The organism is Maribellus luteus (genome assembly GCF_003576475.1).
GTDB classification, from domain to species: Bacteria; Bacteroidota; Bacteroidia; order Bacteroidales; family Prolixibacteraceae; genus Draconibacterium; species Draconibacterium luteum.
Map to the genome: position 1 here is coordinate 705,838 of NZ_QWGR01000001.1, position 22,220 is coordinate 728,057.

The 22,220-nt window shown below is 39.5% G+C and carries 8 protein-coding genes and 1 pseudogene; 7 read left to right on the forward strand and 2 right to left on the reverse strand.

Features of this window, described 5'->3' with window-relative positions:
- Positions 1-68 precede the first annotated feature (68 nt).
- Genes D1614_RS02700 through D1614_RS02715 form a run of 4 tightly spaced genes read left to right on the forward strand, consistent with a single transcriptional unit; the run spans position 69 to position 10,469 of the window.
- The gene (locus tag D1614_RS02700; protein ID WP_119436369.1) at positions 69-1,730 is read left to right on the forward strand and encodes a glycoside hydrolase family protein; all 1,662 of its coding nucleotides are present in this window, start codon (positions 69-71) and stop codon (positions 1,728-1,730) included.
- A 38-nt stretch (positions 1,731-1,768) separates the two neighbouring features.
- Entirely contained in the window at positions 1,769-4,924 is a 3,156-nt protein-coding gene (gene lacZ, locus D1614_RS02705) for a beta-galactosidase, LacZ type (protein ID WP_119436318.1), read from the forward strand.
- A 10-nt stretch (positions 4,925-4,934) separates the two neighbouring features.
- Positions 4,935-7,280, forward strand: coding sequence for a glycoside hydrolase family 95 protein (locus D1614_RS02710; RefSeq protein ID WP_119436319.1), 2,346 nt, complete (start codon positions 4,935-4,937; stop codon positions 7,278-7,280).
- A gap of 27 nt (positions 7,281-7,307) precedes the next feature.
- Positions 7,308-10,469, forward strand: coding sequence for a DUF5107 domain-containing protein (locus tag D1614_RS02715; RefSeq protein WP_147383980.1), 3,162 nt, complete (start codon positions 7,308-7,310; stop codon positions 10,467-10,469).
- Positions 10,470-10,566: 97 nt separating this feature from the next.
- Here the strand turns inward: D1614_RS02715 and D1614_RS26455 are convergent.
- A pseudogene (locus D1614_RS26455) lies at positions 10,567-10,782 on the reverse strand (integrase core domain-containing protein); the annotation flags it as partial.
- A 757-nt stretch (positions 10,783-11,539) separates the two neighbouring features.
- A complete protein-coding gene (locus tag D1614_RS02725) occupies positions 11,540-15,769 on the reverse strand; it encodes a hybrid sensor histidine kinase/response regulator transcription factor (protein ID WP_119436322.1) in 4,230 nt (1,409 codons plus the stop codon).
- A 240-nt stretch (positions 15,770-16,009) separates the two neighbouring features.
- Here D1614_RS02725 and D1614_RS02730 point away from each other — a divergent pair, with 240 nt between their 5' ends.
- Genes D1614_RS02730 through D1614_RS02740 form a run of 3 tightly spaced genes read left to right on the forward strand, consistent with a single transcriptional unit; the run spans position 16,010 to position 22,098 of the window.
- Positions 16,010-19,267 (forward strand): SusC/RagA family TonB-linked outer membrane protein, encoded by a 3,258-nt coding sequence (locus tag D1614_RS02730; RefSeq protein WP_119436323.1) that lies wholly within the window; start codon positions 16,010-16,012, stop codon positions 19,265-19,267.
- Positions 19,268-19,285: 18 nt separating this feature from the next.
- Positions 19,286-21,106 (forward strand): RagB/SusD family nutrient uptake outer membrane protein, encoded by a 1,821-nt coding sequence (locus D1614_RS02735; RefSeq protein WP_119436370.1) that lies wholly within the window; start codon positions 19,286-19,288, stop codon positions 21,104-21,106.
- A gap of 32 nt (positions 21,107-21,138) precedes the next feature.
- A complete protein-coding gene (locus tag D1614_RS02740; RefSeq protein ID WP_119436324.1) occupies positions 21,139-22,098 on the forward strand; it encodes a LamG-like jellyroll fold domain-containing protein in 960 nt (319 codons plus the stop codon).
- The last annotated feature ends 122 nt before the right edge of the window (positions 22,099-22,220 follow it).

A 22,220-nucleotide genomic window follows, 5' to 3' on the forward strand; every position in this document is an offset into this window, starting at 1 on the left:
AATTCACTGGGTGTATATAATTGGCAAAAGAAAACTATCTCAAAAAATCAGATAACAATCTTTCAAAAATGGGAAAACATATCATATTAAGTCTACTTATCATACTGTTTTCAACTCAAGTATGGTCTCAAATTACGGAACGCGAGCGCCCAAAAGAATGGGATAATCTGGTGGAAGGCGGACGCTTTTTAGACCGTTTTCAACCCATTCCAATAATTGGCGAACTAAGAGATAAGATCTGGGGCGCCGACGATGTAATTCCACGTTATGTGGACAATGGCATCGAAGAAAAAGAATGGTCGTACTGGGGAGGAAACATGCTGAAAGACGATGAGGGACTGTATCATTTATTTGTTTGTCGTTGGCGCGAAGATGCCCCAAAAGGACATATGGAATGGTCTCGTTCTATTGTTGTTCATGCTATTTGCGAAAATAGCTTAGGGCCATTTAAAGTAAAACATGTAATTGGCAAAGGGCATAATCCGGAGGTGTTCAAACTCAAAAATGGCGGATATATAATTTATGTAATTGATGGTCATTACTACTCTGACAATATTAATGGCCCCTGGGAATACCGGCAGTTTGAATTTAATGCCCGTGATAGAAAAATACCGGATGGCTTGTCGAACCTTACTTTTGCCCAACGCGAAGACGGTTCTTATATAATGATGTGTCGTGGCGGAAGTATTTGGTTTAGTAAAGATGGTCAGTCGACCTATAATTTATATACCGAAAACAGAGTTTACCCACCTTACGATGGGAGGTACGAAGACCCTGTTATCTGGAAAACAAACATTCAATATCATGCCATTGTACACGACTGGCTGGGGAGAATTGCATATTACATGCGCTCGAAAGATGGTATAAACTGGAAACTCGACCCCGGCGAAGCATATATTCCCGGAATTGCAGTATACGAGGATGGAACCAATGAAAACTGGTTTAAATACGAACGTATAAAAATGTTACAGGACGAATACGGGCGTGCAATTCAGGCAAATTTTGCCGTAATTGATACCATTAAATGGGACGATTTGGGAAGCGATAACCACAGTTCTAAAAATATCGGTATTCCTTTAACTTATGGCCGTTTGCTTACCATATTGAATGAAAAACCCATTAATACTGAAACTAAAACCATAAAAGTTATAGTTCAGGCAGAAAAAGGATTTAATCCACATCGAGATATTAATCTGGCTTCATTGCGTTTTGGTGCTCCTGAAGAAGTGAACTTTGGAAAAGGGAGTAAATTATTAGATTCTGAGAAAGATGGAAAGAACTTAATACTCACTTTTGAAGGGCAAGGGAATGGGATTTCAGAAGATAACTTTGCAGCAAAGCTCATAGGAAAAACAACTAATGGTAAGTTACTTTTTGGCTATGCTCGCCTGCCAGGTGTTGATTATTTACAGTCTGCTCTGTCAGCATGTTTGCCCAAAATTTTTGCACAACAAGAAGAAGGAAGTATTGAGCTTGAGGTTCAAAACTTCGGGCAAGTTGCATCTGAAACTTCAAGTGTGAAAATAGAAATAATGGGAAATGACAAATGGGAACGATTTGCTTCGGCTGAAATTGAACCTCTTCAACCATTCGAAAAGAGAATCGTAAAAATTGAAAGGCCGATGAGATACAGTATAAACGAACGCCTTGATATGAGGGTAGTAATTTCACAACCCGGACAAAAAGAAGTAAGCCTTACGGGCCAAGTAACGGCAGAGAATAAAAAATAAATAACAGGCAAAAGTAACAGTACTAAAAATTATTAATAATGCGATACATTATCTTTCTTATTTCGTTTTTCCTAATTGCTTTGGTGAAGGCTCAAATTCCACACGATTGGGAAAATCCACAAATAATAGGTATCAACAAAGAAGCAACTGCTGCAACATTTAAAACTTACAATAACGAAAAAAATGCGCTAAGTTTTTTACCATCGGAAAATGAGCAATCATTAAATGGTAAGTGGAAATTTAACTGGTGTTCTAATCCCAACGATCGGCCATTGGATTTTTTCGAGCTTGAGTATAATTATGCGGATTGGAATGAGATTGTAGTACCCGGAAATTGGCAAACACAGGGATATGGTAAGCCAATCTATACGAATATTAAATATCCGTTTCGAAAGGTACCTCCAAGAGTTACTGCCGAACCCGATGAGGAGTTTACAAACTATGAATTGCGAAATCCTGTTGGGAGTTATAGGCGTACTTTTTTAATTAATGATATCTGGAAAAACAAGGAAGTGTTCATAAGGTTTGATGGTGTAAAATCAGCTTTTTATTTGTGGATTAATGGGCAAAAAGTGGGTTATAGCCAAGGGAGTATGACCCCTGCTACGTTTAACATTACTCAATACATCAAACAAGGGCAAAATCAAGTTGCAGTAGAAGTTTATCGCTGGTCCGATGGCAGTTATCTGGAGGATCAGGATATGTGGCGTTTAAGTGGAATTTACAGAAATGTAACGCTTTTGGCTAAGAATAAAGTACATATCAGCGATTTTGCAATTAGTACCGATTTTGATGACAAATATATCGATGCACAATTGAACGTTGATGTAAAGATTAAAAATGCATCACAATCTGAATTAAAAGAAGTAAATATAGAGGCTGCTATTTATGATAATGAGCAAAACATTATTCAATCGAGTAATTCAATTCTGAAATATAAATGCCCTGAAATTGGTGCTGGCAATGAAGCAAATATTAAATTGAGCATGCTGGTTGAAAAACCCTTGCAATGGAATGCCGAAACACCAAACTTATACACGTTACTCATTAAATTGAAAGATAAAAATGGAATAGAGCTTGAGAATATTCCTTGCAGGTTTGGATTCAGGGAAGTGGAAATACAGGGTGATCTTTTTAAAGTGAATGGCCAATTAGTAAAACTTAAAGGGGTTAATCGTCATGAACATCATCCACGTACAGGTCGGCAAGTTGATTACAATACCATGATAAAAGATATTGAATTATTGAAGCAATGCAATATAAATTTTGTTAGAACAAGCCATTATCCCAATTGTCCGGAGTGGTATCAGCTGTGCGATAAATATGGGATTTATTTAATGAATGAAGCAAATCAGGAATCGCATGATTTTGAAATTGGTAATAAAGTAATTGGTGATAATCCTGATTGGACAAAAGCGCATGTTGATCGTGCTTTGTCAATGGTAGAAAGAGATAAAAACCATCCCAGTGTTATCATCTGGTCATTAGGTAATGAGGGGGGAGCCGGCCGTAATTTTGTGGCAATGGCAAAAGCTATCCGGCAGGTAATCCCAAATGCTGTTGTGTTTTGTGATAGTGATATGGAAGTATCAGACATGTATGATTACTCCTATATGCATCCGGATAAGGTTCTTGAATTTGTAGCATTGAATACAGATCGTCCTTTAATTATGCGTGAATACGCTCATGCGATGGGCAATTCGGTGGGTAATTTAAAAGACTATTGGGATGTTATTTACGATTTTGACCGCTTTGTTGGTGGGGCCATATGGGATTGGGTAGATCAAGGATTGGCAAAACCAATTGATGGACGAAAGTTGAGTTATCCCAGTGATCCGACGAATCTTGAATTAGCAGATGATGAATTCTTTACGTTCGGGGGGGATTTTGGTGACTTTCCCAACGATGGTGAATTTTGTATAAATGGCTTAATAGGACCGGACAGAATACCGAATCCACATTATTACGAGGTACAAAAAGTCCATGAATCCATATTCTTTGATTTACAGGGAGAAGATAAAAGAAGCTTGAGAATTACAAATAAGTATGACTTTATAGATTTAGATCAATTTGATTTCTCTTGGGTATTGTCGTTAAATGGAAGGGAAGTTACAACCGGACAATTAAGGGATATTCAGGCAAAACCAGATCAGGTTGTTACCTTAGAACTTGATTATCCTGAAATTAATAAGTCCTCAGGTGAATATACTCTTCAGGTATATGCTACGCCAAAAGAAAAGCAAGCATGGGCAAATCCCGGGTATATTGCTGCTAAAGAACAATTTGTTTTAAGCCCATATCACTGGGGCTCATTGAATAGGAATTTGGATGATCCGGTTCGGTTTAAAGAAAGCAAAGAAGTGATTGAAATCAATGGCGATGAATTTAGTATATCTATTGATTCAAGAAATGGAGCATTGACAAGTTACAAGGTAAAAGGGCAGGAATATCTGGTTCATGCATTGGAACCCTATTTCTGGAAGCCACCCAATAACAATCAGCAGCGCAATGAATATGTTAATCGCTTAGGCGATTGGAAAGAGGCTGCACAAAACAGGAAAGTACTAAAGTATGATGTTCGGAAAGATCCAACAAGTAACCTGTTAACTGTTGAATTCGATCTTGAATTAGATAAGATTGAGGCTGAATATAAATTGGTTTATAGTATTGATGTTGAAGGTAAAATTCAGGTGGATGCAAGTTATGAACCTTCGGGAAATTCAAATCCCTTAATGCCAAAATTTGGTTTTCGGATGGCCATTCCAAAACAATTTGATAAAATAAAATGGTATGGCAGGGGACCACACGAAAATTACCCGGACAGAAAATATGGTGCATTTTTAGGTAAATATTCTTCTGATTTAGACAACTTCATAACCCACTACATATCCCCCCAGGATAACAGCAACCGCTGCGACACACGTTTTGCTCAGTTTACAAACGAATCGGGCGAAGGAATAAGAATAAATGGCATAAAGCCCTTTTCATTCCGAGCGTGGCCATACCTCGAAAGTGATTTGGAAGATGCTAAACACGATTATGAAATAAAACATCGCGATTTTATTAACATCAATATTGATTATAAAATTCATGGAGTTGGGGGCGACGATTCCTGGGGGGCACGAACACATAAAAAATATACAATTAATGGGAACAAACCGGTTTCTTTTGGATTTATAATACTGCCATTCTAAATTTTAACTTATGAAGAGTACTTTGATATTATTCGTAGTGATTAGTCTGTTGTGTACGACAGCCTGCTCAAAACAACCTACAGGTGAGAAGCCACTAAAACTTTGGTATGACAAACCTGCCACCGATTGGATGACCGAAGCTTTACCCATTGGAAATGGTTATATGGGAGCCATGTTTTTTGGTGGAGTTGATAAAGAACAAATACAGTTTACCGAAGGAACTCTTTGGAGTGGAGGGCCAGGTTCAAATCCTGAATATAATTTTGGTACGCGTGAAGAAGCATGGAAGAATCTTGAGAATGTTCGGGAGTTGCTGGATGCCGGTAAAATGGATGAAGCCCATGAACTGGCAAGCAGGCAGCTAACCGGTGTGATACACGAAAAAGGAGGCGCCATGTTTGGCGATTACGGGGCACAGCAAACCATGGGCGACCTTTTTATAGAGGTTGAACATGCAGGCACTCCCAGCAGTTACAAACGTGAACTTGATATTACGAATTCTGAGGCGCGGGTGTATTACGAAATTGCTGGAGAGAAGTATAAAAGGACGTATTTTGGAAGTTACCCGGCAAAAGCAATGGTTTATCGTTTTGAAAGTACTACCCAAGCAGATTACTCGGTTGAATACAAATCGCCTCACAAAAAAAACAAAGAGTCTTTTTCCAATTCAATATACTCCCATCAGGGAGAAGTTAAAGATAACGGAATGCAATATGAAACCTGTTTGAAAATTGATACCGATGGCGAGGTATTGTTTGAAAAGGGAAGTTTACTTGTTACGGATGCCAAATACCTTATCATCTATCACGTTGCTGCAACCGATTATACTTTAAAATATCCAAATTATAAAGGCTTTGATTTTATTGCCGACAACAAAAGATCCCTGTCAAAACTAGAAGGTAAATCATACGCAGAAATACGGAATGAGCATCAGAAAGACTATCGGGATTTATTTACTCGGGTAGAGTTAGTTTTAGGAGAAAACAATCGGGATTCGATTCCTACAAGCCAACGTTTAATGGAATATGCAGAAGGTTCAACTGACCCCGGGTTGGAGCAAACCTACTTTCAATACAGCCGATATATGATGATTGCTGCTTCGCGCCCCGGAACCATGCCATTAAACCTACAAGGGAAATGGAACAACAGCACTAATCCACCCTGGGCATGCGATTACCACATGAACATAAACCAGCAAATGTTGTACTGGCCAGCCGAAGTTACCAATCTAGACGAGTGCCACCTTCCGCTATTTGATTATATGGAAAGTTTAGTTGAACCCGGGAAAATTTCGGCAAAAGAGTTTTTTAAAACGCGCGGATGGATTGTAAATACAATGAATAACCCATTTGGTTATACTGCACCGGGCTGGGGATTCCCGTGGGGATTTTTCCCGGGCGGGGCAGCTTGGTTGTGCCAGCACGTTTGGGAACATTACGATTTTACACGCGATAAACAGTTTTTAGAAGAAACCGGATTTCCACTAATGAAAGAAGCCGCACTCTTTTGGATAGACTATTTGGTTGAAGACGAAAATGGATATTTGGTATCTTCTCCTTCTTATTCGCCCGAACATGGTGGAATATCGCGGGGTGCATCAATGGATCACCAAATGGCATGGGATTTATTAAACAATTGCATTGAAGCCTGCAATGTTTTAGGTATTGATGACGAATTTAAACAACAGGCAATAAAAACAAGAGAACAAATTTACCCACCAGCTATTGGAAACTGGGGGCAATTGCAAGAGTGGAAGGAGGATGTTGACGACCCGAATAACAAGCATCGCCACGTTTCACATTTGTACGCTCTTCACCCTGGAAAGCAAATTACCACTGAAAACACCCCTGGCTTGGCAGAGGCTGCAAAAGTTAGTCTAAACGCCCGTGGCGATAGCGGAACCGGCTGGTCGCTGGCCTGGAAAGTGAACTTTTGGGCAAGGTTAAAAGATGGTGACCGAGCCTATAAATTGTTCAAACGCCTGTTACGCCCGACCGGAGAACAGAAAACTGATATGATGAGTGGAGGTGGTAGCTATTCCAACTTGCTTTGTGCTCATCCACCGTTTCAGTTAGATGGAAATATGGGGGGATGTGCCGGAATTGCTGAAATGCTTCTGCAGTCGCACACAGGAACTTTAGAATTGCTCCCTGCCTTACCAACTGCATGGCAAAATGGTCATGTTAAAGGATTGAAAGCACGCGGCGGTTTTGTAGTGGATATGAGCTGGAAGGATGGAATGTTGGTTTGGGCAAAAATAACTGGAATCCCAGGAGCAACAGGTACCTTCAAACACCTCCACGATGGTAAACTGTTCGAAATTCCCAAAGAAGGAATTTTAAATATTAAGTTATAAGTTCAGGTGAATGAAAAAGAGCAGAGTATGAAGCATTCAAAATACCTTTTTGTAATAATCTTAGTGTTGTTGTTCAGTAAAATAGTGTTCGGACAAACAACAAAAGTTTCTGAACAGTTAATCGAGTTCAAAACATATCCATTTTCCGATCCGAACCCGGTACCTGAAATTAACCGAATATACCCATACTTTTATTTTCATGGCTATACCAATAATGCAGTTCAGCAGAAATGGAAAATGGTGGTGCTAGAAAACGAATACATAAAAGTATTTGTTTGTCCTGACATTGGTGGAAAAATTTGGGGAGCCATCGAAAAGTCAACAGGGAAAGAATTTCTCTATTACAATCATGTGGTTAAATTCAGAGACGTGGCAATGCGCGGAGCCTGGACATCGGGTGGGCTTGAGTACAATTTTGGAGATATTGGACATATTCCAACCTGCGCTACTCCGGTTGATTACACCACAAAAGAAAATGAAGATGGTAGTGTATCATGTGTGGTTGGTGCTATTGATTTGCCATCGGGCACAAAATGGAATGTGGAAATAAAAGTATCGCCCGGTAAAGCTTTTTTCGAAACCAAGGTAAGCTGGTTTAATAATACAGAATTGCCCTGCACTTACTACCATTGGATGAATGCAGCCGCGAAAGCTGGTGATGACCTGGAATTTATCTATCCAGGGAAAAACTGGATTGGACATGGCGAAGAAACCGGTGACTGGCCAACCGATAACGAACGCGAAATCAACTGGTACAAAAACAACAATTTTGGTAGTTACAAATCGTATCACGTAATGAATTCATACTCCGATTACTTTGGCGGTTATTGGCATAACGAAGATTTTGGATTTGGACATTACAGCGATTTTGACGAAAAACCAGGTAAAAAACTTTGGATTTGGGGCTTGGCTCCCGAAGGTATGATTTGGAAAGATTTAATGACCGATACCGACGGGCAATACATCGAATTTCAGGCCGGAAAATTATTTAATCAAGCGGCCAGTAGTAGTACTAAAACACCATTTAAGCATAAAGAGTTTGCTCCTCATGATGCTGATATTATGAATGAAATCTGGTTTCCGTTGAAAGGGACAAAAGGAATGAAAGCCGTTTCTGAATATGGAGTGCTGAACATATTGGATAATGAAGGAAAACAGGAAGTTGTTTTAAGTGCATTGCAAGAAATAAACGACGAACTTTATATTTACAAAAATGGAGAATTTTTTATTTCTGAAAAAATAGAACTAAAACCTTTAGAATTGTTTGAAACAATAATAGATGTAAAGGCTAATGATGAAATAGAAATTATTTTGGGCGGAAATAAACTTATTTATTCTTCCAATAAAAATGAAACGTTGGTTAACCGTCCAATGCTTCCTAATAAAGAATTTAATTGGGATTCAGCGTACGGACAATTTCTAAAAGGACTGGAATTGGAGAAACAAAGAGTTTATGATGCTGCAAAAACGGCTTACTTGAAAGCTTTTGAGCAGGATGCTGGCTTTCTTCCGGCAATTACTCGGCTTGCTCTTGGGTATTTTCGCCAAATGGATTATGACCGGGCATTGGCATTCGTGCACAAAGCATTGGCAATAGACACTTATGATGGAGAAGCCAACTATTTGTTGGGATTGGTTTGTCTAAAAACTGGCGATATCTCCACGGCCAAAAGTGGATTTTCAATTGCCATGGGTAAAGTAGCCTTTCGCTCGGCTGCAGCAACTGAATTGGCTGGTTTGTTCCTAAAAGAAAATGATTGGACAAGAGCCCAAGATTATGCTCAAAAAGCTTTGGCTTATAATGTTTATAATTTGGAAGCGATGCAAAATTTGGCACTGGCTTACCGAAAATCTGGGAATGTTGATAAAGCAAAGGAGATTTTGACGCAAATTGGAGAACTGGATGGAATCAACCACTTCATCAATTTTGAAGCGTTTTTGCTGTCCGGTAATTTGGATAACAAACAGAGGTTTATAGCAGGAATCAGCAATGAACTACCACATGAATCCTATCTTGACTTGGCAATTTCCTATTACGAAAAAGGCTGCAATCAGGAAGCAGTAAAAGTATTGGAGCTAGCTCCTGAAAATCCTATTGTCAATTTATGGTTGGCGCATTTAAATACTCAAAAACAGACGGAATATTTAAATGTAGTTACTCAGCAACCTGCAGAATTCGTTTTTCCACACAGAACAGAAACAGCCAGTATTTTACAAAGACTTTTAAAGGATGATGTAAATTGGAAATTCAGGTATTATTACGGACTTATTCTCTGGAACCAGGGGAGGATAGAAGAAGCCAGTGAACAATTTGTTGCATGTGGCAACGAACCCGATTTTCCAGGATTTTACCTAGCAAAAATGAATTTGTTGAATTCGAAAGAAAAGCAACTCGAATGTCTTAAAAGAGCAAACGAATTAGAACCTCAAAACTGGAGAGCGGCGTTGGCTCTAGCAGAATATTACCTTGCTGAGGATTTGCCAGCAAAAGCTAAAAATATTATCTGGCCATTCCTGAATACACAACCTGAGCAATCTGCAATAGGTTTGTGTTATGCTCAATGTTTGAGTGGAGAAAAAAAATATTTAGAAGCTATAAAATTTCTGGAAAATTATGAATTATTACCCTTCGAAGGGGCAACTATTGGTCGCGATTTGTATAATGAGGTTTGTGTACGGTCTGCTATGTTGGCATTAAAAAATAGCGAATACAGTTTTGCTATAAAACTGGCTGAAAAAGCAAAACTATGGCCTTTAAATTTGGGGGTAGGCCAGCCGTTCGATCTTGACGAGCGTTTGGAAGACTACATTCTTCATGTAGCATACATGGGCAAAGGCAATAAAAAAATGGCAACATATTTTGCAGAAAGAGTGATGGGGTACAAATGTTCTGAATTTAAACAAGAAAATTCGAAATTATACCTGCAATTGCGCATTTTAAAGGAAAACGGCAAACAAGATGATGCTCAAAATCTGTATGAAGAGTTACTGAATAAATATCCCGAGAATAAGTACATTCAGTGGGCAGTGGCAAAGTATAAAGCAGATTCCGGGGTATTGAAAATTGAAAATGAAATTATTAACGGTTCATTGGAAAAAATGGCATACGATACAAAATTTGTGGATAATGGATTTAACCTTTTGAAAGATATTTTAAATGAACTAAACTGTGCTATATCAACAGATTAAAGAAACATCCCCATTGTGAGTCATTTTTTGTTTCTCAGTTTCAAGTATTAATATCTTCCTGGGTAGATAGTTTCACCGGAATCCATAAATAATAAAGTTACTTAGGCTGAATTGGTATATATTTTTCTAAGGTTTTCAATTTCTGAAAGGGAGTTTTTCCCTCCAAGGAATAATGTGGCAGCTTGTTATTGTAAAAATCTTGCCAGCTTTGGTTAAGTTTTCTGAGAATCTGTAAGGATTCGCTCAAAATAATATGCTGCCAAAATCCTATTTTATCGGTCTGCTGTGTGCTTTCTACTTTTCCCTTTAAGACAGGACTTTTGGGGCTTTACCTATCTAAATTTTATAAAATGTCCTGTAGCTCTAATTGATTGAAAATTGAAATTGAAAAACTCAGTACCCCAATCTATTTAGGATACGCTGGATTTGGAAACTGAAATCATCGAGTAAATCTACTAAAAGGTGAACTGAACATTAGCACTTTTAACTCTCGTAAAGCCTGATTGATTCCAAGCGGGAACAATCATCATTCGCAGTAAACAGGTAAGCTTTATTCCTAAGTGTTGTTAAGCTGAATCCGCCCACTTGGTATTAATTTATTATATCGCTTAAATTCCGCCTTCTTTCTTCTTTTTAAAATGGGCTTGGCGTTGTTGCTATCTAAGACTCTCCATACGGTCATTGGCGATATTCGCAACCATTTGGTACGCAACAAATAGTTTGAGATTCGTTGAGGCCCCCAATTAAATTTTTATCTAATTTTAAAAATTGTCTTTTATAATTCTTCATCAAACATAGTACTCACAAGGATTTTAGGGCGTTGAAATTTATTTGACAGTCCTGCAAAACCTTCTTCTTCATACCTTTTTATTTAACTATAACTTGTTGGGCGAGAAATCTCACATCTAAGTGCCGCTTTTGTTATAGAACTCAACTCGATATAGATTTTACGGACTTTTCTCGGGCTTTAATTTTTCTTATATTGTTCTTCATTGAAGAAAGATAGAAATACTCTAAATAAAAATGGACTCAGTTTTGTAACGATTCTATCGATACTTTACACATAAACACTAAAATGATTTCCAATAATCGGTGGGAGTCATCCCATAAATTTTTGTGAAAATCTTAGTAAAATAATTCGGATCGTTAAAACCTGTCTCATATGCCACTTCGTTCACCTTAAGTGTTCCTGTTCGTAAAAGCTGAGCTGCTTTTTTAAGCCTGATGTTTCGGATAAACTCGGTAATGTTTAGTTTAGTAAGTGCTTTAATTTTTCTGTATACCTGCGGTTGACTGAGGTTTAGTTCTTTGCACAACATTTCAACATTAAAATTTGTGTTATCGAGGTTAGCCTCAACAAGTCGGATTGCTTCATCAAGAAAAGACTGATCATTGGCACTGCTAACATCTTTACCTTCTGGGATTATCTCCAATGCATCAAACTTCTTCCGAAGTCTTTTTCTGCCTTCAATCAAGTTTGTGGCACTAAACAATAAAATTTGCATGTCTATTGGCTTGACTATCAGTATGTCACAGCCGGCACTGAGTCCTTCAATATTTGTATCAGTACTACTGCCAGATGTTATCAGAATAAATGGGATATGAAGTGTATTGAACTCATTTTTGACTCGCCGACAAAAATCAAGTGCCGATTTCTCATCAGTTGGCAAATCGCAAATAACTATTTCGGGGTGTTTCTCATTAAGAAACTTTTCTCCTTTTAAAAGATCGTTCACCCCTTCTATCCGGAAATCCTGAGTTAAATATTCTTTCAGATATACCAGTAGTTCAACATCCTCCTCGATTAACAGCATTAGAGGTTTCTGTCTATCTTCAGAAGTTTCAACTCCGCTACTAACCTGTTTTTGCAGACTGCCAATGCTGGAGATCAACACTTCTTTATCTGACACGAATTCATCGACAAATTTTACATCAGCATCAAAATGGCCGCGAGTAAGTGGGAGTTCTATTGTGAAATTTGTTCCTATCCCCAACTCGCTATTTACTTGTATGGATCCTTTATGAAGCTCAATATACTTCTTTGCAATGGCCAATCCCAATCCGCTGCTTGCCATGTTGCTTACCCGTACTCCGTGTGCTTGTGTAAAACGTTCAAAAATTCCGGATAAATTCTCCTCAGGTATTCCCGCACCACTGTCTTCGATACATACCAAGGCTGTCTTGGGGTCATCTTTTTTTAATTCGATCCGTATTCCTATTGAACCTCCTTCAGGAGTGTATTTAAACGCATTTGAAAGCAGGTTGAATATTACCTTTTCAAGCTTATCTCTGTCAGCCCATATTTTTATATTTTCTGCTTTTGCATGCAGCACATAATCATATTTCCCCTTACTGGCCAAATCGTTGAAAAACGAAGCTGATTCCCGAACAAAAGCCACCAGATCAAACTTGGAGACACTTAATTCCATTTTATTAATCTCTGCCTTTCTGAAATCAAGTATTTGATTAACAGTAATAAATAATCGCGCAGCGTTTTTTTGGACAATGCTTAGTTTCTTTATGATTTCTCCTTTTGACAGCCGATCTGTTTTTTGCAGAATCTCCTTAATTGGTTCAAGAATTAGAGTTAGTGGTGTTTTTAGCTCATGAGAAAGAGTAGTGTAAAACTGGATCTTTGCCTGGTTATTTTCTTTAAGCTGATCCGCCATCAGCACTAGATTATCCCTTTGTAAACTTATTTGTTTGTTTTGACTATTAAGCAATTTGTTCTTATGCTTCATATCCTCATTCAAAATAACCAGTTCACGGTTTTGCTCCTCAATTCGGTCCTTTTGTTCAAGTAACCGTTGTGTCTTTTCTTCCACACGTTTTTTTAACGTCACTTTCTGCAACTGAACAGCGCGTAATCGTAGATAAAAAAACAGATATACAAATATTAGAAGAGTCGACGTCATAATAATTCTAAACCACCAGGTTTGCCAATATGGAGGCCTAATGATTATTCGCACATATGCGGGCTCTTCATTCCATATCCCATCCGAATTTGATCCTTTTACTTTGAAAGAATATGTGCCCGGATCTATGTTGGTGAAAGTGGCAAATCGCCGGTTACCCGCTTCAATCCAGTTATCCCTTTCCCCTTCCGGCGTCAGGCAATAATCATAATGATTACGTTCTGGCAAACTGTAACTAAGTGCCGTATATTCAAAGCTAAACGTGTTCTTTTTATAACTCAATTTCACCTCTTTGGTCTCGCTGATTTGTTCATTCAATAGATCAGGATTTTGCGCCGGAGAAATCCTTTGATACTGAATTTCCATATCTGTAATAATAACTGGCGGAACAAATTCATTAACCATTACATCTTTGGGGTGAAAAATATTCAGGCCATCAATTCCGCCCAGATAGATTGTACCATTTGCAGCTTTGAAATAAGCATTCTGGTTGAACTCATTACTTTGTAATCCGTCCTTTTGAGTATAATTTTGAAAATACCCTTCGCGTGTATGATAACAGGAAACACCTTTATTTGTGGAGGTCCATAGGTTACCATTATCATCAGACAAAACAGTATATACAACATTATTAGACAAACCTTCACTCGTGAGAAATCGCTTGATAGCCAAAGTTTCCATGTTAAGCTGGTACAATCCCCGGTTTGTCCCCATCCATAATTCTCCCGGTTTTATCTGGCATAATGAGAATATTTTTGTAAAGCTAGCCATCTCATTATCAATTCTGGTTCGTTCAAACTCATGGGTGTGTTTATCAAACGAATACAGCTCTCCGTTAAGGGTGCCAATCCAAATTTTATCGGTGAAATCTTCCAAGAGTGCCAATCCTGCTAACGATATCCGTTCACCATCCGGTCCTGTAGGAGCGTAATAACTAAAACGACGATCTTGGCTGCGAAAACATAGTAATCCCTGCCCTGCAGCGAGCCAAACTTCTTCGTCTGAGCTTGAACAAGAGGTATAAAAACTAATGATATTTTCACCTGTCTGTTTGTCAATATCAGGGCTTAAATTCATAAACTTTCCCGAGGCATTTTCTAGATAAATTCCGTTTGAAGTGCTGACCATCATTCCAACGCCAGGTAGACTTACAACCTCAAAAACAGACTGATACTCAAAATGTACTCTCCCGTTCAGTTTGCCTTCCTTCAAATCCTTCTCATTTATTTGTATCAGGCCTTCAGTGGTGCCAACCCATAAATTTCCACGATCGTCAACAGTTATCGAACGTGTATCGTTGATCCTGGAGGAATAGCCTTTTACTATATTTCGAAACACGGGGAAACGTGCCTGCAATGGATCATATTTATTAATCCCACCAAGATAGGTCCCCGCCCAAAGTATCCCGGAGCGATCTTCAAAAAGAGAATAAACAATGTTATTATTTAATGAATTGGGATTATCCTCACGATTCCTATAGGTTGTTGTTTCCGAAGAACGACCATCGAATTTTACCAAACCGTTTAAGGTGCCCGCCCAAATATCACCATTGCGGCTCTGCATAAGTGAACGAATCTGGTTTGATGGCATAATGGATAAATCGTCAGATGCCAAATATTTTTTAAACTCTCCGGATACCGGATGATACACGTACAATCCACGGGCATTGGTTCCGATCCATATCTGACCGCTATAATCAATAAGCAATGCCCGCACATTTCCGGGCATATTGGTAGAATCAAATTTTACTTTTTGTGGTTCCAACCCTTTCTTACGATCGTTCAATTTCCATTTAAAAAGTCCCTGTGTAGTTCCAAGCCATATAGTGCCTGTTTTATCTTCCTTAATACAGTTTGTATTAACAAAAGCCGGCGATTTCGAAAACTCCGGCTGATAAAATGTTGTATCAGCAAGATTAAAAGAAAATATTCCACCATTGAAAGAAGCAATCCAAAGGATACTGTCTCTGCTTACCAAAATATCGCGAATATGATTGGACGGAATTCGATGTAACTGTTTTGAACTTATTTGAAAAGAGATAAAACGATCCAGTTTTCTGTCGTAACGGTTTAGGCCACCATCCTGCGTCCCAATCCAAAGAATGGAATCCAAAGAATTCTCATAAACACATGATACATCATTCCCTCCGATAGAGAACTTGTCATCAGGATTATTATTGTAGGTAATAAAATCATAACCATCATATTTATTGAGTCCGTCAGCTGTCCCAAACCACATAAAACCTTTTGAATCCTGAAAAATGCATTTTACACTAGACTGCGAAAGACCATCTTCAATAGTAATATGAGTAAAGTTCACTTGTGCGCATAACGGCAGAAATCCAGTAAAAAGGAACACAAAAAGTGTCAGAATACGTCTCTTCATAAGTCAAATCATTAGGTTAGTCTATCCTGAGTCCTTCCTCCAACGTCCCGAAATTAAGAACATAAGTGATTGAATCCAAGAAAATAAACTTATTTAATGAATGATTTAGCCTAAAATACGAATGAAATATTCTATCAATAAATTACTGCGTCCTAAGCGTGGAACAAAGATTCCCCGATGTCCGGAGAAAAAGGATGTAGTTTTGACACAAAATGAATACTTAACTATAACAAATATGATATGAAAAAAAAACTCTTACTTCTGATTTTCATTTTCTGTGGTTTAGCTGTGTTTTCGCAGAACACAACAATTAACGGGAAAGTGATTAGCGATGAGCAGGAAGCGCTTGTGGGTGTCACGGTACTCGAAAAAGGTACAACCAACGGCGCAGTTACAAACATTAATGGTGAATATCAAATAACAGTGAATAGTCCGGATGCTATACTTGTTTTTTCTTTTATAGGCTTTAAGGTCCAGGAAGTACCGTTAAATGGGAACACCAGAATGGATGTAACAATGGTATCTGACGTAACTGATATTGATGAAGTGGTAGTGGTGGGATTTGGGACCCAGAAAAAAGAAAATATCACCGGGGCCACCTCATTTGTAAAAATGGATGAGATTTTAAAAGATCGTCCAATTGTCAACTCAGCGCAGGCACTGCAAGGTGTTAGCGCCGGGTTGCAGGTTGTTTCTACTTCCGGGCAACCCGGCAGTACGGGTACCAGCCTGAACATTCGCGGTATGACGTCTATTAACGGAGGTTCTCCTTTAATATTAGTAAACAACGTACCCATTGACGATATCAACGACATCAATCCTCGTGATATTGAGTCAGTTTCGGTTTTAAAGGATGCTGCAGCTTCATCTATATATGGTTCTAGAGCTGCATTTGGAGTTATACTTATTACTACCAAAACAGCGCAAAAAAACCAACCAATGAAATTTGAATATTCAACAACTGCCAGTTTGTCGCAACCAATGGAGCTTCTTGACAAAGCAACTACGCGGCAGTTTGTTGAAGCTCTTAAAGAATGGGGACAATATGAATATTTCGCCGGGCAAAATGTAGACAAATGGATCGAATACCTCGACTTGTATGAAACAGATCCGGGATCACTTACCTATGTTAAAGATCCTGTTACCGGAGAAAACTATCCAATCATTGTTGATCCTTCCGGACAGTATTATCCACTGGGAGAGTCGGATATTGTTGGCGACTTTCTCAATGATTTTGGATACTTAACCATTCATAACTTCACGATGAGCGGCGGCAACGAAAAGATCTCGTTCAGAATAAACGCTGGTTACAGTTTTGAGGATGGAGTAATGGTGACTGATAAAGACAAATACGAAAAGTTCACTACAAATGCCTTGTTGAATGCTGATTTGACTGAGCGGATGAAATCTTCTACACAATTCAACTACAGAAGTAGTCTGCAATCGCAACCTCAAGCAACTTACAGTGAAGCTGTACAACTGCGGATGTATGATCCAACCGGGCATATTGATTTACTTGACCCAACAGGAACCCTGGGGCTCGAGTCTTCAAATATTCTTCCTTTCGATTCTCCGGGGAACGTAGTGAGATATTCTGAACCCGGATATACCAATAATGACAATCTGCGTATTTTCCAAAAGTTGGAATACACTATTGCCAAAGATTTAACGCTCACAGGCGAATATACTTTTGAAAAACAGTTCTATAAATTCAGCCGGGTAGAAGAGCAAACCGGTTTTGTAAGTGCTTTCAAATTTACAGAAAACAGTACCGTTCAACAACGTTATGAAAACACCCGTCTTTTCAGGAGTTCATCGGATGATAAATATCACGGTTTTAATTTATATGCCAAATATAAATGGATTAAGGGCGATCATAGTCTGAACTTCCTTGGAGGCTATAACCGGGAAAAGAAAGAATACAACGGCTTCAGTGTAAATCGTAAAACGCTGATCTCCGTTGATCAACCATCATTAAACCTTGCTCTTGGTGAATTCGATGGTAGCGACAACTATTACGACTGGGCCGTTATGGGCTACTTTGGGCGTGTCAACTACAATTTTGAAGATAAATATTTTCTTGAATTTAATGGACGTTATGATGGATCTTCATCTTTTGCTGAAGGTGACCGTTTTGTGTTTCTGCCATCAGCATCAGCAGGCTGGAACATTGCTCACGAGCCATTCATGGATGGTTTTGAAAAACTGACACTTCTTAAGTTGCGTGCTTCGTGGGGCGAAATCGGAAATCAGCTGGTTCGGTCTGGGGGCTCACGCGACTATTATCCTTATATAGCAGGGTATGAAGCTTACAATCCGTATTGGATCGATCGTGACCTGAATATGCGTTACACGTCGTTTAATCCGGCACAACTTGTAAGCGGAGGTTTTACCTGGGAGCGCGTTCAAACCGCCAACCTTGGAATGGATATTAGTTTTTTCCAGAATCGACTGGAGGCCAACCTTGATGTTTATCAACGTAAAACCATCGGAATGCTTAGTGCGGGTATTCAACTGCCAGGTACCCTTGGAACCGAAGCTCCAAAACAAAACATTGCGGATCTAAAGGTTCAGGGATGGGAACTGGAATTAGGCTGGCACGATCGCAAAGGTAATCTTCGCTATGGCATTAACCTTAATCTGTCAAACAACCGGGGAGAGATTACAAAATTCTTAAACGAAGGTATGTTAATCAACAATTACTATGTTGGACAAGAAGTAGGTGAAATTTGGGGTTATGTAACAGATGGTTATTACACTGTCGGAGACTTTGTTGAAGGCACACTCGACGCCCATCTTTATGGTCCCGACCGCCAGTTAAAAGAAGGTGTAACTTACATCGAAAATGCTCCCGTTCCACTCCCTGGCGATGTGAAGTACAAAGATTTAAATGGGGATGGAATCATAAATTCAGGAAACAACACATTGATTACTGAATACGACGAAGACGGAAACATGATTCCTCATACTGGTCCGGGCGACCGCAAAGTGATCGGCAACAACAGTCGAAAGTACCAGTTTGGGATTAACGGTTATGCCGAATTCAAGGGGTTTGATTTCAGCTTTGTTTTGAGTGGTGTAGGGAAACGCGATCTAAACTTGAGTTCAGACGTGATATGGCCCTACCCAAGCGAATTTGATAATATTTACAAGCATCAACTCGACTACTGGACACCTGATAATCAGGATGCCTTTTATCCGCGTATTTATGGAAATCCTGAAGGAAATACAAACAGCAATTACGGACGCAACAGGTATACACAAACCAAATATCTTTCGGATGGTCGCTACCTGAAGATTCAGAATATAACATTTGGCTACACCTTCCCGACTCAATTGTTAAGTAAAGTCGGAATTGAAAAACTACGATTATTTGTTGCTGGCGACAACCTGTACACATTCGATAAACTTCCAAAGGGTCTTGATCCTGATCAAAGTGCCAATGGAGCCTATCCGTTTATGAGAAATTATTCAGTGGGATTAAACCTGACATTCTAAATTTTAAAAGAAATGAAGATGAATCGTATAAAAAACATATCAGTAATCTTATTACTCCTAATATTTATTTCCGGGTGTAATGACGACTTTTTAACACTGGCTCCCAAGGATGAATTGTCGGAAGCCACGATGTTCTCAACGTATGACAACTGTAAAGTTTTTGCATGGGGATTTTATGAAACGCTTAATCCCTATCCCGGTGGTTACGCCAATAATTTACGGCACCGACCATCTTTGCAGGATTGCGACGGAGACCTCCTTGAAAACGGCTACGCAACTAACGGACAATCGTATCTTTGGGGAAGGGAAAATATTCCTGCATCCGATGCAGACTGGTCAGAAGGTTATACAAATATTCGCCGTTCAAACCTAATGCTCGACAATCTGGATAATTCAGAAATGACTGATCTGGAAAAAGCACACTGGCGCGGTGTAGCTTTGTTTTTCCGTTCATTTGAGTATTTCAAGCTACTCGAGAAATATGGCGGCGTTCCGTGGGTTGAGAATGCCATTAATGAACAGGATGAAGAGATTCTTTATGGTCCGCGTTCTACACGCGATGAGGTAGCGTCAAATATTCTGCGCGACCTTCAGTTTGCCATCGATAACATCAAAGAAGAGGGTGATGGTGAAAATACTATTAACGCTGACTGTGCCCGTGCTTTAATGTCGCGCTACGGTTTATTTGAAGGTACATGGAGAAAATACCACAGCCTGGGAGAATCAGAAAAATACCTGAGTGCCAGCAAGACTGCGTCAACTATTCTTATTAGTAAATACCCTACTTTAATGCCGGTGTACGATCAGATTTTCAACAGCGAAGATTTGATCAACCAACCGGGAATTATTCTTTATCGTCATTACATTCAGGACGATGCCGGGTACCATATTGGATCAACTAATTTGCGTTCTACGAACGAGCAAATTGATATTACACGCAGAGGAATCGACATGTTCCTTTGTAAAGACGGCAAAACAATCTGGAACAGTTCGTTATACCAGGGAGACAAAGACGCTTTCGCTGAATTCAGAGGCCGTGACACACGTATTCTGATTATGACACCGCCTCCGTACAAGGTAAATTCTTCAGGAACCGGTAACTGGACACATACTGGCATCGAAGCTGACAAGGAATGGTTTGATGAAATGGTTCGGATAAGCGGTGCTTCACCAGATCAGGATCTTACGTCTCCTTTTAAACAATTGCCCGACAGAAACTGGTCAGACCGTATCACCACTTCAGTACCAAATTTCACAGGGCTTTTACCTACACAAACATCATCAGGTTACCGTTTCTGGAAATATTTCAGCAACGTAAGTTACCGTACATCATCCAAAGATTTTAACGATGGTCCTATCTTCCGCATGGGAGAAGTATTGGTAAATCATGCAGAAGCCGCATATGAACTTGGGGAATTTAATCAAAGCACTGCAGATGCTACCATTAATAAAACCAGAGAACGTGGAGAAGTAGCGCCACTCATTGTTGCCGAAATTGATGCAAGTTTTGATCCCTCACGTGATCCCTCAGTTGATCCGATTTTATGGGAAATCCGCCGGGAAAGAGGCATTGAACTTATGGGAGAAGGTTTTCGTACTCCTGATCTGAGACGCTGGAAAAAAATGGAATGGGCTACTCAACCAAAACTGGGCCGATGGATCAAACAAAGTGATTACGCAGGCAAAGTAATCCCAATTCAAGACAATGCCGCGGAAGGTTATGTGCAATTGGTCTCAGGCACTCCGCCGGCTTTCGAAGATTACTACTATCTGTATCCGATTCCTTCAGAGGAGCGTGTGTTGAATCCGCAATTAGACCAAAACCCGGGATGGAAATAAGCAGATTAGCATAACTATATAAATTTTGAATCATGAAAAAGATAAATATATATTTCCTGTTGCTCTCAACACTTCTTGTTGGGATCACGGCCTGCAGTGATGACGATGATTCTGCTCCCTCAGGGAACCTGCCAATAGCTGATTTTTCGGCAAGCGATGACGACCTCTCAATAGAAGTGGGAGAAGTAGTTACATTTACAGACGCTTCAGAAAACGCACCGTATTTATTCACATGGCGCGTAGAAGGCGGAAATCCTACATACAGCAACCAGAAGAGCGTAGAAGTAGAGTTTATTTCAGAAGGTAAACAAGCCGTTACACTAACGGTTAGGAACGATGCCGGAGCTGATGAAATAACAAAGTACATCGAAGTAACTCCGCTCAATATTCCCGATCTCGCTATAACGCCACTCATAAAAATGCGTTTCGAAAATAACCTCGACAACGAAGGTTCAGTTTCAGTTTCCCCCGAAGGCGGATCAAACATTTACGAACCGCGGACAAAATACGGTGGACTTGCACTTAAATTTACGGGTTCCGGAGATGTTACTCTCAGCGGTTATACCGGCATAAACGGAGCTAATTCCAGAACCGTTGCCTGTTGGATAAAAACCGAATGGGGAAGTACCTCGGGGCTTGTTCATTGGGGAGCCTCTGGCACAAAAAGCAGGTCGTCGTTTAAATACCAAAATACCGGAGTGATCAGATACGAATTTCAAGGAGGAGGTATTAACGGAGTTACTCCGGTAAACGACAACGCGTGGCACCATGTGGCTTTTACCTATGACGGGACAACGATCAGACTCTACGTTGATGGAGTTGAAGATGCAACATTGGATGCAATAATCGATACCGGTGTTGCCGGAGAAACCAATGTTAATATTGGATCTCAACTCGGAGGTTCTTTATTCCAGGGCCTTATTGATGACGTTCGTATCTACGATTCTGCATTGACGCCAGAGCAAATAAAATTCTTGAGTGATATTAATTAACAGAGAAAAGGTAGTGATGAGCACATTCCGACCGTTTTTTCATAGGATAGTTAATGGGCAGCGTTTGTTGCTGCCCTCTTTTCTAACTCTCTGATACCTGTTATGAATATATTAAACTGTTT

What these genes read in the sequence shown, in the direction of transcription:
- D1614_RS02700 (WP_119436369.1), top strand. Translation starts at nt 69, where the DNA reads ATGGGAAAACATATCATATTAAGTCTACTTATCATACTGTTTTCAACT.
- lacZ (WP_119436318.1), top strand. Translation starts at nt 1,769, where the DNA reads ATGCGATACATTATCTTTCTTATTTCGTTTTTCCTAATTGCTTTGGTG.
- D1614_RS02710 (WP_119436319.1), top strand. Translation starts at nt 4,935, where the DNA reads ATGAAGAGTACTTTGATATTATTCGTAGTGATTAGTCTGTTGTGTACG.
- D1614_RS02715 (WP_147383980.1), top strand. Translation starts at nt 7,308, where the DNA reads ATGAAGCATTCAAAATACCTTTTTGTAATAATCTTAGTGTTGTTGTTC.
- D1614_RS02725 (WP_119436322.1), bottom strand. Translation starts at nt 15,769, where the DNA reads ATGAAGAGACGTATTCTGACACTTTTTGTGTTCCTTTTTACTGGATTT.
- D1614_RS02730 (WP_119436323.1), top strand. Translation starts at nt 16,010, where the DNA reads ATGAAAAAAAAACTCTTACTTCTGATTTTCATTTTCTGTGGTTTAGCT.
- D1614_RS02735 (WP_119436370.1), top strand. Translation starts at nt 19,286, where the DNA reads ATGAATCGTATAAAAAACATATCAGTAATCTTATTACTCCTAATATTT.
- D1614_RS02740 (WP_119436324.1), top strand. Translation starts at nt 21,139, where the DNA reads ATGAAAAAGATAAATATATATTTCCTGTTGCTCTCAACACTTCTTGTT.